Source organism: Litorilituus lipolyticus, assembly GCF_006439335.1.
Taxonomy (GTDB): domain Bacteria; phylum Pseudomonadota; class Gammaproteobacteria; order Enterobacterales; family Alteromonadaceae; genus Colwellia; species Colwellia lipolytica.
In genome coordinates, this window is sequence record NZ_SAWY01000041.1 from 130,775 (window position 1) to 143,893 (window position 13,119).

The window sequence follows — 13,119 nt, forward strand, 5'->3', positions numbered from 1 at the left end:
CTCAGTGTTACGTCAGTTAATGATGCACCGAGTATTACTTCAACAGCGGGCACAACGGCGACAGAAGATGTTCAATACAGTTATGCCGCCAGTGTTAGTGACAGTGATGATAGTAATAATGGTGTGGATTTAACGTGGTCACTCACCAATGCCCCTATGGGAATGACAGTATCGTCAGTTGGTGTCGTTCAGTGGACACCGACCGAAGGCATATTAAGCTCAGGCGCGGTTACTTTAACCGTTAGTGATGGCGCGTTATCTGATAATGAAATCTTTACTATCAGTGTTACGTCAGTTAATGATGCACCGAGTATTACTTCAACAGCAGGCACAATGGCGACAGAAGATGTTCAATACAGTTATGCCGCCAGTGTTAGTGACAGTGATGATAGTAATAATGGTGTGGATTTAACCTGGTCATTGACTAATGCCCCTACGGGAATGACAGTATCGTCAGTCGGTGTCGTACAGTGGACACCTACCGAAGGCATATTAAGCTCAGGCGCGGTTACTTTAACCGTTAGTGATGGCGTGTTATCTGATAATGAAATCTTTACAGTCAGTGTTACGCCAGTCAATGATGCACCGACAGCCATTGAACAGGTTTATTCTCTGGATGAAAATACCAGTGTAAATATTTTATTATCTGCGTCTGATCCTGAAGGGGACTCGGTAAGTTACACCGTTGTTGCTTTACCTAAACATGGAACGCTTTCAGGTAGCGCACCTAATTTAGTTTATCAAAGTCAGCACAATTATTTTGGTAGTGACTCATTCACCTTTAAAGTGAATGATGGCATGGTAGACTCCAATGTCGCTAGCGTTAACTTAACAATAAATAAAGTGAATTTTGCACCTGTTGCCCTAGATGATGATGTAACTGTTATTGAAAATAGCTCACAAAATATGGTTACTGTTTTAGCTAATGATAGTGATATTGATGGTGATGAGTTGCTGGTGATTCAAGCAAGTGCCAACACGGGCACTGTGGTGATCAGAGAAGATAATCGTCTAGTTTACACACCTTTAATCGATAGCCTGGCGACTGATATCATCCATTATCAAATTAGCGATGGCCAAGGCGGTCAAGATCAGGCGAGGGTTTTTGTCACTATAGTAGCGCCAGAAAATCTTCCTCCGGTCGCTGTTGATGATGAGTTTACATTAACTTCTAGTGAAGAAGTATCACTTGATGTACTAATAAATGATTATGATCCTGAGGGGGATAATATTGAGTTGGTTAGTGCTTACTCTGATTTTGGTCAAGTGAGCATAAACAATGATAAGTTAATCTTTCAACCTCAGCAGGGAATAAGTGGCGAGTTAGCTATTAGCTATACCATTAAAGATCCTGTGGGGAATACAGCTAAGGCTATTGTCATAGTTAATATTGAATCTGATGAAGGTCCTATCTTTTTGCCACCGAATCATATGTGTGATGAGTCAACAATCAATGCTATTGCATTGTATACCCAAGTTGAACTAGATGTAGTCTCTGCTGTTGATCGCCATGGCAATAAAATTCCCGTCTCATTAATTAATGATCATTTGTTGTTACCACCAGGTGCAAATGATATTTATTGGCAAGCGACAGATAGCGAAGGTAATACTGCAATTAAAGTACAGCGAGTATGTGTCTCGCCACAGGTATCTATCGCTGCTGATCAAGACGCAATGCTAGGTGAGCGACTTGAAGTTGTTTTTTATCTAAATGGCTCGGCACCTAGTTACCCTATGACGATTCCTTTTGATGTGATCACATCTAATGTAGAGCATACATTGATAGCGCGTGAGGTGGTGATTGAATCAGGCACTCAGGGCAGTATTACCTTTGATATTCTTGAAAATGAGAATATCACTGACGATGGCTCTATTGAGATACATTTACATGACGTGCTGAACCTCGGTAAAAAATATCAACACACTATATATATTAAGCATGAAAACATTGCCCCTACTGTTAACCTGAGTGTGAGTCAACAACAAGAGCAAAGAGTACAAGTCAGTCAAGTTGATGGTGAGGTTACTGTGAGTGCAGAGCTTTATGATGCTAATAAACAAGATGTTCTTGACTACCATTGGACAACTATTCATCAAGATTTAGTTAATGTATCGGAGCTAGATAAGCAGTTTATTTTTGACCCGAGCAATCTTGAAATGGGTATTTACTCTTTGACTTTTAATGTGTCTGATAATAAAGAACCTGTAGGTGTGGACAGTGAAACTATTCATATTGAAGTGGTAGCCGAGTTAGCCGATTTAACATCCAAAGATAGTAATAAAAATGGCATTCCAGATAATGTAGAAGGGCATCAAGACAGTAATGGTAATGGAATTGCTGACTATCTTGATAGAGATGGAAACTGTAATGTCTTGCTGCAACAGAGTGAACAAAATTTTAGTCACCTAATAGAGACGCAAGCGGGTATTTGTTTACGGAGAGGACAATTCTCTCTAGGTGATAGTTCTGGTGGCGCTCAAATTATCAGTAATGAAAATACCCCAGTAGATCCTAATGCAATGAATTCAGGGGGCATTTTTGATTATGTTGCCTATAACATTGAAAAAGCGGGCTCAAGTATTGCTGTTGTGATCCCTCAGGAAAAAGCGATTCCTGATAATGCTCTTTATCGTAAATACTCAACTGTAAATGGCTGGAATACATTCGTTGAAAATGAGCGTAATAGCTTATGGTCCACTCAAGGTGAGCCGGGTTATTGTCCTCCGCCGAGTCCATCACCTAAAGGTATCGTTTGGTCGTCAGGATTAACAGCAGGGCATTGGTGTATTTTGCAAATCATTGAAGATGGTGGTGAAAACGATGATGACTTTATTGCAAACGGCATCGTTGTAGACCCAGGTGGTATTGCCGTAATGTTAAGTTCAAATCATGCACCTGTTGCTAATGACGATATGGTTGAAATGCACCTCAATGAAACATTGGAAGTGAATGAGTTAATCATTGATGTGCTAGCAAATGATATTGATCAAGATGGCGACTTGATAGAAGTCGTTTTTGCAAGCGCGAGTATTGGTCAAGTCACCATCATTGATGGGCTGCTCCATTATCAAGCCGTTGAAAATTATGGTGGTAATATTACCCTGCAGTACGCCATTAGTGATCTGCAAGGTGGTGTAGATAGTGCGACGGTTTATATTGAAACCATTTTGAATAAAGCGCCAATAGTCACCAATGAAAGTAGCCAAATAAATCAAGGTCAAAGTGTCACTATCAACTTATTGGCCAATGATAGTGACCCTGAAGCGATGCCGCTATCGCTTATTCATCTTGATAATGATTCAGTGAGTTATTCAGCGGATGGCCAAGCAACTTTTACTCCTAATGCAAACTTTCATGGCGACATAACCATTAACTATACCGTTTCAGATGAAGTAGGAAATACTCGAGTAGGCCAATGGCACATTCAGGTTGTTGAAGTTGTTGTCGTTGAAGGAACTACGCGCGGAGGCGGGGCATTATTTTGGCTCATTTTAACCTTAATGCTAAGTATTATTGCTCGTTCTGTAATTTATAAAACTGTCCGATCATCAAGGAGTGTTTAATGAGCACTTTAGCAATGGTCAATCATAAAAAATTGCCTAAAACGCTTTTAGGAGCTGTGCTGTTATATTCTATGACGCTTTGGAGCCATTGGGTTTATGCTAATGAGCGAGAGTCTAGTGACTATCAAGAAGCAATACTCATAGTGCCAGCTTGGTATCTTGGCGCAGAGTTAGGTGTTGCTATAACTGATATTACAGCGGCAGAACTGGATAGTCTGTATCAAGATGCTGGAATTAATGCGCAAAGTATTGAGCTTGATAAAAGTGACACTTTTACCAGTATTTATCTGGGCTATCAATATCACCGTTATTTTGCCGTAGAGCTTGGCTATGTCGATTTAGGCGAGCGCTCAGTTGATTTTATCGGTAAAACGACCGATTTAGATAACTTCACTGGTCATATTGAGCAAATTTACCCGCAATCAGGAAAGGGAATCTCTGCAGCTTTAGTGGCTTTTTGGCCAATATCACCTAAGCTGCTACTTTCAGGTAAACTGGGTTACTGGCACTGGCAAGGAGATTATATTACCCAACAAAATGTCAGCGAAATAGGGTCAAGCACTAAGCAAGGTAATGATCTATGGTTTGGTGTTTCTTTGGGCTATCAATTTAATAAACGAAGTCAGTTATATATTAACGCTCAGCAGTTTAGTTTAGAGGAGATAAAGAATAACGCTTACGGTGTTGGTATTCGTTATACATTTTAGTTTGGTCTAATTTGGTCTAGTTAGGTGAGGTGGGTTGCACCAAAGCAACCAACTCGCTTCTACTGTGGATATTGAGCTTATCGTAAATGCGATATAAATGATTAGAGACCGTTGAAGGCGATAAGTTTAACTCCTTAGCTATTTGTTTGAAGGTGCTGCCTTGACAGATACCAGCGACTACTTGTTTTTCTCTTGCTGATAAATCATCGGCAGGGTTTTTCATTCGCACTGAAATTCTATATAAATCACCAAACTTCTCTTTAACAAAATGTAAGTTATCAAAGCTTGTTTGGTTTTTATCAGTAAATAAACTCATGGGAAAGGCTTGCTGTTTATTAAAATGCTGATGTTGCTCGACAATATTGAGAAAACTAGCCTCTACAGCATGGTAAATGCCTTGATTATCACACAGCGCACAAGACAACTCTTTTTTGCTTACTACAGTATTTTCATTTAATGCTAATAATTGGCGATGAGAAAAGGCCTTAATCAAATGAAATAACAAACTGTTCTGTAGAGATTTTTCTTGCGTGGTAAAGCCTTGTTCTCTGTCGTATCGGTATAAGGTTAATAAGGTAAAAATACCACTTCTGTCATCAATATGAATTGAGCTTAATATGCGCTCTATACCAAACGGTTGAAAACACTCTTTATAAATAGTTGATTGATAAAAATGTTTATCGCTAAGGACATCGGCCATATCGACGGCCTTGCCTGTTGTTGAAAGTAATGTTTCGAAAATGGGATTGATATCAACATGTTTTTTCAGTGTGGCAAATATTTCAGGTGAAACATCAACAGTGGTTTGCGTATGAAACTGTTCTGTTGAAGTATGGCCAGTGCCCCAAATTGCACCATCAAAGGGAATAATTTGTTGTAATAAATCTAATGCCCAAGTAGCAAAATCGGCTAGTGGAATATCGTTAGCTTTACAATATAGCTGGGAAATGAACTCATTTGCTGAAAGTTTATCTGTCATGCTGTTCAATCAACGCCTAGTGAATTATGAAAAGTAGTCTACTTTATGGTTCGAAAACAGGTTAGGTAATTTTTACCATTTTCAACCCATCTTGGGTAGTCCAAACTAATGTTATTGACGTTAACGCTAAGTGGTAAAGATTTATATGGCAACAGAACAAATAAAAGTTTCACAGAGAACTAGCCAAACAGAATCCTATGATACTGTGATTGCAGGTGGCGGAATTGCTGGCTTAGTTACAGCATTAGAGCTTGTGTCAACAGGGCAGACCGTCTGTATTGTAGATAGAGACACCAAAGCGCGGTTAGGTGGTTTAGCCCGATGGGCATTTGGCGGCATGGCCTTATGTAATACCAGCGAACAACAGCGTATGAAAATACCTGATTCAAGTAAAAGGTTGTTAGAAGATTGGCATAGCTTTGCTGAATTTAATGAGCAAGATAATTGGCCAAAACTGTGGGCTAATGAGTACGCTAATCATAATCATGACAAGGTATATTTATGGTTAAAAGCCTTAGGGCTTAAGTTTTTACCTGCGGTAAATTGGGTTGAGCGCGGTTTATACACCCCAGGTAATTCAGTACCAAGATACCATGTTTTGTGGGGCACAGGTTGGGGGTTAGTTGAAAAGGTGATTGAAAAGCTCACCCCGTATATAACGAATAAACAATTAATAATTAAACATCAACATAAGGTGGTTAACCTTATTAAAGAGGATGAGCAAGTACTTGGAGTGAATGTTATCGATGAGTCGGTATCAGTACCGTCCTCAGAAACTTCCACAGCTATGAACGAGCAAAATGAGTTTTCTATTTTTGCTGATAGTACTGTTATTGCTTGCGGTGGCATAAATGGCAGTATTGAACGTGTCAAACAGAATTGGCAGTCACCTTGGCCTGATGAAACAGAAGCAATACTTAATGGTGCTAACCCTATTTCTGACGGTGAACTCCACGATGAAGTTGCCAGCCTGGGTGGTAATATTACCCGTGCAGAGCATATGTGGAATTATGCCGCAGGTATAAAGCATCCGCAAAAAGAGTTTAAAGGTCATGGTTTAAGTTTAATCCCCAGTAAATCGGCGCTTTGGCTTAATCATCAAGGGAAACGCATTGGACCAATGCCCTTAATTACAGGCTTTGATACCCATGATTTATGTCAGCAAGTGGCCAAGCAAGAAAAACCTTGGACATGGCAAATTCTAACGTGGGATATGGCAATTAAAGAGCTAGCAGTTTCGGGCTCTTTACATAACCCTTCAATTAGAGATAAAAAGTTATTGAGTTTCCTTAAGGAAATCTTGTTAGGTAATACACGTTTAGTCAATCAGCTTATTAGTGAGTCGGATGATGTGCTTGTTGGCGATTCAATTGATGTCTTGACCAGCAAAATGAATGCATCAACTGATGAAAATTATATTTGTGATGGGCAAATTCAGCGAGAAATTGATAAGTACAATACGCAATTTACTGACGGTACGGTCATTGAAAATGACGATCAAGTGAGAAGAATTCATCATGCAAGACAATGGCGACCAGATAAATTAAGAACCTGTAAGCCCGCGCCAATAAAAGCTAAAAAAGCGGGTCACCCATATAATTTTATCGCGATTAAATTACAACTTATTAGCCGAAAAAGTTTAGGTGGTGTGCAAACCAATTTAGCTTCTCAAGTCTTAAATGAGCAACAACAGCCTATTAAAGGGCTATATTGTGTTGGAGAGGCCGCGGGATTTGGCGGGGGTGGCGTTAATGGTAAACGTTCTTTAGAAGGTACGTTTTTATCAGCCTGTATCTTGACTGCAAGAAATGCGGCTCAAGCAATCCTTGCCGAACAATCGAAATAGATATCCACTTATTAACCTATAAATAACAAAAAGAGTTAATCATGAAAAAAACAGCAGCTTGGTTAGTACGTTACGCCCTTGAACAACTAAAAGTGACTCACACGTTTGGTATTCCAGGGGTACACAATACCGAAATTTATGATGAGTTAGATAAATCAGATAGCATCGAGCCAGTTTTAGTAACGCATGAAGGATATGGCGCTTTTATGGCTGATGCCGTCAGTCGCTCTAGTGATTCCATTGGTACTTTAGTGATTGTTCCAGCAGCAGGAGCAACTCATGCGGCAAGTGGTATTGGTGAAGCCTCCCTTGATGGCATTCCTATGTTGGTGATAAGTGGCGGCGTAAGAACCGATTCACAGTTCGCTTATCAACTTCATGACATGGACCAACATACCATGATGTCGCCTATCACTAAGAAGACCTACAAAGTGATGAGTCATGATGAAGTGGTCAGTACTATTTATGCTGCTTTTGATGAAGCCACGTCAGGTGAACCCGGCCCTGTTTTTGTTGAGATCCCTGTTAATTTACAGCTGGATTTAGGTAACGTATCTAACCTACCTGAATATCAAACAAAAACCGCGCCATTAGCTGAGCACGTGCAAGAGCAATTGAGTCAAGCTGCAGCAATTTTAGCAAAAGCGTCTAACCCGGGTATTTTTGTAGGGTGGGGTGGTGTTGACGCCATAGAAAGTACAGAAAAAATAGCCGAGCTATTAACGGCGCCAGTATCAACTACCTTACAAGGATTAAGTAGTTTTAGTGCTAAACATCCGCTTCATACGGGAATGGGCTTTGGTCCAGCCGCGGTTCCTGCGGCAACCAATGCATTTAAAGGTTGTGATTGTCTATTGGCAATAGGTACTCGATTTGCAGAAATCGCCACCGGAAGTTTTGGTGTTACTGTTCCTGAAAACTTAATTCACATTGATATTAACCCACAGGTATTTAATGCAAATTATCCAGCAAAACTTGCGATTGAGGGCGATGCTAGCTTAGTACTGGAAATGTTATATGCAGAGTTAATGAAGCAAAGTATTGTGGAGAAAAGTCAGAATATTTTGACATGTATAAAAGAAGATAAAGCAAAATATACTGAGGAATGGTTCAAGCATGACAGCGGTGATAGAGTTAACCCAGCACGCTTTTTCCAGTCACTGCGAGGACAAATTCAAGATGATGCTTATGTACTTGCTGATGATGGTAATCATACTTTTTTAACGGCAGAGCTGATGCCGTGCTATCAAGCCAAGCACTTTTTTAGTCCAACAGACTTTAACTGTATGGGCTATGCCATTCCTGCGGTAATAGGTACTAAATTGGCGAATCCTGATAATCAAGTGGTTGGTATTATTGGAGATGGGGCCTTTTTGATGAGTCAAACAGAGCTCTTCACTGCTGCAGATAAAGGCTTAGGAGTTATCTTTACTATCTTTAATGATGGTGAGTTAGCTCAAATATCTCAAGCCCAGCAAACACCTTATAATCGAAAAACTTGTACTACATTGCCAAGTTTACGATTTGAAGCGATCACTAAAGCCAGTGGTTGTCAGTATGTACGTATTGAAAGTAATGCTGATATTGACGATAAAATTAAGCAGGCATTAAGTTATGCTGATGCTGGACAGCCTGTGGTATTAGATGTGAATGTTGATTATTCGAAGAAGACACGCTTCACTCAAGGCATCATCAAAACAAATTTAAAACGCATGAAACTACCAACAAAAGTGCGCATGATCAGTCGAGCACTGTGGCGCAGGTTATAGTTTACCTATAAAGGTTCTGTGAATATTCTAAAAGCACTGTAATATTATTACGGTGCTTTTTTGATAAGAGACGTTATAGCTAAGTTTTTTGCTTGAAGTTAATAGGCATCTATTCTACAAGCAGTAACGATATTAAAAAATAATTAGTGCTATAACAATACAGGCAGGTAAGTTACATTAACTTGTTATCATTTATCGCGCTTAACTTTGCACACACATTCACAAGGACATTTTATGAAATTGCCATTAATTGCCTCTGCTTTATCTCTTGCGGCTTTATTTTCAAGTAGCTTTGCTGCTAATGCTGCTAATGCTGCTCAGGAGTCTTTATTAAAAAGCGTTGAAGGTAAAGTTATTGAGTGGCGACGTGACTTTCATCAAAATCCTGAATTAGGTAATAGAGAAACGAGAACAGCAAGTATTGTTGCGAAGCACTTGCAATCTTTGGGGATGGAAGTAGAAACCAATATTGCCTATACCGGTGTTGTTGGTTTTCTTAAAGGGGGCAAGCCTGGGCCAACGGTAATGCTGCGTGCAGATATGGATGCATTACCAGTTACTGAGAAGGTAGATTTACCTTTTAAATCGACTAAACGTACTAATTATAGAGGCGTTGATGTTGGTGTAATGCATGCTTGTGGTCACGACACTCACGTGGCTATGCTAATGGGGGCTGCTGAAGTGTTAGCAAAAATGAAAGACGAATTACATGGCAATGTAATGTTTGTTTTCCAGCCAGCTGAAGAAGGCGCACCAGAAGGTGAAGAAGGCGGTGCTGAATTAATGCTTAAGCAAGGTATCTTCATTAAACATAAACCTGAAGTGGCATTTGGTTTACATATTACTGCCAGTTTACCGTCAGGCGTAATTGGCTATCGTAGTGGCCCTGCTATGGCTAGTGCCGATAAGTTTGAAATCACCGTAAATGGTGTGCAATCTCACGGCTCTACACCATGGAAAGGTGCAGATCCTATCGCTGCAGCCGCGCAAATCGTTACAGGTGTAAATCATATTGTTAGTCGTCAAATTAATACAACGAAAGCACCTGCAATTGTTTCGTTTGGTAAAATTGCTGGTGGCGTACGCAATAACATTATCCCTGAAAAAGTTGAAATGGTTGGTACCATACGTAATTTTGATATGGATAACCGTGAACAAATATTTGAGAAAATAAAAACCACTGCGACTCATATTGCTCAAGCATCAGGGGCCACAGCAGAAGTAGAAATTTTCAAAGGTTATCCTGTGACAGTAAACAACCCTGAGCTTACTGCGCAAATGGTGCCAAGTTTAGCAAAGGCGGCAGGCCAAGATAATTTGCAAATAATGGGTAAAATTGGTGGTGCAGAAGATTTTTCATTTTACGCACTAGAAGTGCCAGGCTTGTTTGTTTTTTTAGGCGGCACACCAAGAGATAAAGATCCAAAGAAAGTGGCAGGAAACCATTCGCCATATTTCTTTGCCGATGAATCTTCTTTTAAAGTAGGTACTAAAGCATTAACACAGCTAACCTTAGATTATATGGCGCAAGGGGTAAAGTAATTCGAATTTTGGGGATTAACTCAAATAGCTAACGAAGCGAGTAACGGCAATATAAATTTAACAAATTATATTGCCGTTTTTTTTTAAAGCGAGCACAATTCTCTATAGTAATCGCCACACGCGTATTGTTTATATTTTATTTGAGAAATCATGTCTAAAGATAGTGAAAGCAAAGTGAAATCGTTGCCAGTTAATGAAGCTATTATTAAACCCAAACAACAACGAAGCCAAAATACTCAACAAAAGTTATTGGATGCGCTACATAGCTGCCTTAAAGATAGATTTTTCGAACAAATAAGTATCAAAGATATCGCGCAGCATGCGGGTGTATCAGTGGGCACTTTTTATCGTCGCTTTAAAGACAAAGAGTCGCTACTGCCGTTGTTATATCAAGACTTTGGTGATGATTTATCTGCATGGGTTAGCGATATGGAGGCACTAGAATTTACTAGCTTGCGTGACGTATTAGAAAAACTTACGGGTGAAATGTTTATTTTTTTGTCGAGCAGAAAAAGTGTGTTTCGAACAATACATTTGAATGCTCGGCTTCATTCAGAGTTATTCAGTGTAGATACGCATGTTGACAGACGAGTTATTTATAAACGATTGGCAGCCATTATGTTACGGTATGAAGATGAAATTACCGCTAACGATAAATCTAAGGCGGCAGACATGGTGGTATTTACCTTAATTACCACTTTACTCGATAAAACAATTTACCCTCATTTAACCCCTGCTGTTGCGGTGACTATGCCTGAGACAGAGTTTATTGAAGAATTACCTAAACTGTTATTTGCTTATTTCTCCTATCAAAGTTAATTACTTTTTCCAACACACAAACATAAATAACAAGCACATATTTGGCTTAATTTTAATAAGTTTTGTGAGCTGTGATTCGGCTTTTCTGTATGAACTTCTCTACTACTGCTCTAGCTTGTTCAAAGGTTGAGTTTTAAAATAGTCAACCAAGCAGCGCTAATTTGCTCTTTTTTGAAGCGGTTTGTGGTGGCAACAGACAATAGTATTTATCAGTTCAAATCGGCTTTCATCCAAAAGAGAAAACAATCGTTTCCTGTGCTATTAAAGCATTCATTGAAGTGTGTTTTGGATTCTTTATTCTGACTTGCCCTGCAAGAAGTGCATTTGCGCTCAGTACGTTAGCATTTGATGCAATAGTTGAAGTTGAGTACGTTGCAGTAAAATAATGACTAGAATTTTTCTCGAAACATGTGAATTACAAAAGCTCATAACTAGTCTGATATTTTTCAACTCTGGATTCGAGTTAATCGTATAGTGGATTGATTTGTTATGAGCGAAAAGCAGACTGTTAGCTTTATATTTTCTATGCGCCGCTTCAAGCTTATTATAGTCTTTCAATTTAATGTGAAAACAGTCCCCTTTGAGCGATAAGCAGTCTGTCAGTTTTTACTTTTGATGACTAACTTCAAACTCCAGAGCCATATAGACAATATTATTTCTTTCAAGAGTAGTGGTATGCCCAAAAAAATTGTAAGGTTATTGTTAGCTATGGTTTTATATGTTAAACAAGAGCATCGGTTAGGCTATATAAGGAGATAATAATGAAATACCTATTCGCCGCACTTTTATTTATAAGTTTTTTTAATCGTGCTTCAGATCTTAAAACCTTCCATTTCAGAGGACATGAATATAAGGTGTCTAGCACTATAACAAAGGTGCCAGATCTAGAAGTTGCTAGTTTTTGTCTAAAGTTAAATTCTGATGGAGTAAATAACTGGTGGCTACCTAACTACCATCAATTAATGAAGTTAGTTAGAACTCAAGTATCTGGGTTTGATCACTTAGTTACTGTTGATAAAGGTGAAACATACATTTATAACGAAAATAGGCGAAGAATTTACAGTTATACACCTAAGGAAAATGAGTTTTCAAATGTTTTATGTATATCCTCAGATACAGTTACAAATCCGCAATTAGTAAAATCAAGATTATTAAAAAGAAATGAATTTATTCTAGGAACAAAGTTTGGCGGTCTAGGGCTTGGAACAAAAGCTCCTGAGATACTAATTAATAATTACAAGGAAATACCTAAATCAATTGATAGTGATATTGCAAAAATTATAGGAACCTCACTTAAAAGCCTAAAGGGGGAGGTTTTAGACGACTTTTCTGAGTACTCAAATGATTTACAAGAAAAATACAAACAACCAAACAATTCTGGTTATCGCATTCGCCTCATAAAGGAATATCCACTGGAAGACCAATGGAACCTGCAAGAGTTACTTGCTACTCAAGATAAAGACATTTATTTTTTTTCAGCATTTAAATTTTATCCAAACACACTAATATCAGACGTTTCGAAAGCTATCAATGATAAGTTTGGGAAGCCAGATAATATGAATACTGAAAAAGGCACCCGATTTATGTACTTTGTTTTTGAGGATCTCAACTACAACTATGAAAACGTCAAACGTTTGAAACGTTCGAAAAACAAAAATATACCAGAAGCAGTAGCCGAGCTAAAAATGTATTTAAATCAAGAGAAGAACGGCGCTAAACTTCATATAACCTTCAATTCTAATTCTATCAGCAACAAAGCTAAAGAAAAAATGGAAAAAGAAATGAGAAAAGAGCTAGATAAATTTATTAAAGATAAACGAGAAAACATACAAAAGAAAAAAGTTATTTTGTAGATAAAAATTTTCCAGACTATTTTCAACCCAACGAATGGCT

General features: G+C 38.7%; 8 protein-coding genes. 7 read left to right on the forward strand and 1 reads right to left on the reverse strand.

All coding sequences use genetic code 11. The features are described from left to right. Positions 1 to 3,564 (forward strand): Ig-like domain-containing protein (locus EPA86_RS17370; RefSeq protein ID WP_140605655.1); only part of this gene is annotated, 3,564 nt, incomplete at its 5' end. Further along, complete coding sequence (locus EPA86_RS17375) at positions 3,564 to 4,271, forward strand: outer membrane beta-barrel protein (protein ID WP_140605656.1); 708 nt, start codon at positions 3,564 to 3,566, stop codon at positions 4,269 to 4,271. The genes EPA86_RS17370 and EPA86_RS17375, both read left to right, overlap by 1 nt. A 16-nt stretch (positions 4,272 to 4,287) precedes the next feature. On the opposite strand, the gene EPA86_RS17380 is transcribed toward EPA86_RS17375, so the two are convergent. Continuing rightward, on the reverse strand, positions 4,288 to 5,250 hold the full coding sequence (locus EPA86_RS17380) for a helix-turn-helix transcriptional regulator (protein WP_140605657.1): 963 nt from the start codon (positions 5,248 to 5,250) through the stop codon (positions 4,288 to 4,290). A gap of 145 nt (positions 5,251 to 5,395) precedes the next feature. Between EPA86_RS17380 and EPA86_RS17385 the strand changes: the two genes are divergently transcribed. The 5 genes from EPA86_RS17385 to EPA86_RS17405 all read left to right on the forward strand — a co-directional run bounded on the left by EPA86_RS17385 (position 5,396) and on the right by EPA86_RS17405 (position 13,079). After that, positions 5,396 to 7,096 carry an FAD-dependent oxidoreductase gene (locus EPA86_RS17385; RefSeq protein WP_140605658.1) on the forward strand — a complete coding sequence of 567 codons (1,701 nt, stop codon included), beginning with the start codon at positions 5,396 to 5,398 and terminating at the stop codon, positions 7,094 to 7,096. Between the two features lie 41 nt (positions 7,097 to 7,137). Next, positions 7,138 to 8,865, forward strand: coding sequence for a thiamine pyrophosphate-binding protein (locus EPA86_RS17390; protein WP_140605659.1), 1,728 nt, complete (start codon positions 7,138 to 7,140; stop codon positions 8,863 to 8,865). Positions 8,866 to 9,099: 234 nt separating this feature from the next. Continuing rightward, entirely contained in the window at positions 9,100 to 10,407 is a 1,308-nt protein-coding gene (locus EPA86_RS17395; RefSeq protein WP_140605660.1) for an amidohydrolase, read from the forward strand. 150 nt (positions 10,408 to 10,557) lie between these two features. Then, entirely contained in the window at positions 10,558 to 11,226 is a 669-nt protein-coding gene (locus EPA86_RS17400; RefSeq protein ID WP_140605661.1) for a TetR/AcrR family transcriptional regulator, read from the forward strand. A gap of 761 nt (positions 11,227 to 11,987) precedes the next feature. Then, complete coding sequence (locus tag EPA86_RS17405) at positions 11,988 to 13,079, forward strand: hypothetical protein (RefSeq protein WP_140605662.1); 1,092 nt, start codon at positions 11,988 to 11,990, stop codon at positions 13,077 to 13,079. Positions 13,080 to 13,119: the final 40 nt, after the last annotated feature.

Bases quoted from the DNA above. Each gene is read 5' to 3' on its own strand.
- EPA86_RS17405 (WP_140605662.1), top strand. From the start codon at position 11,988: ATGAAATACCTATTCGCCGCACTTTTATTTATAAGTTTTTTTAATCGT.
- EPA86_RS17380 (WP_140605657.1), bottom strand. From the start codon at position 5,250: ATGACAGATAAACTTTCAGCAAATGAGTTCATTTCCCAGCTATATTGT.
- EPA86_RS17385 (WP_140605658.1), top strand. From the start codon at position 5,396: ATGGCAACAGAACAAATAAAAGTTTCACAGAGAACTAGCCAAACAGAA.
- EPA86_RS17395 (WP_140605660.1), top strand. From the start codon at position 9,100: ATGAAATTGCCATTAATTGCCTCTGCTTTATCTCTTGCGGCTTTATTT.
- EPA86_RS17390 (WP_140605659.1), top strand. From the start codon at position 7,138: ATGAAAAAAACAGCAGCTTGGTTAGTACGTTACGCCCTTGAACAACTA.
- EPA86_RS17375 (WP_140605656.1), top strand. From the start codon at position 3,564: ATGAGCACTTTAGCAATGGTCAATCATAAAAAATTGCCTAAAACGCTT.
- EPA86_RS17400 (WP_140605661.1), top strand. From the start codon at position 10,558: ATGTCTAAAGATAGTGAAAGCAAAGTGAAATCGTTGCCAGTTAATGAA.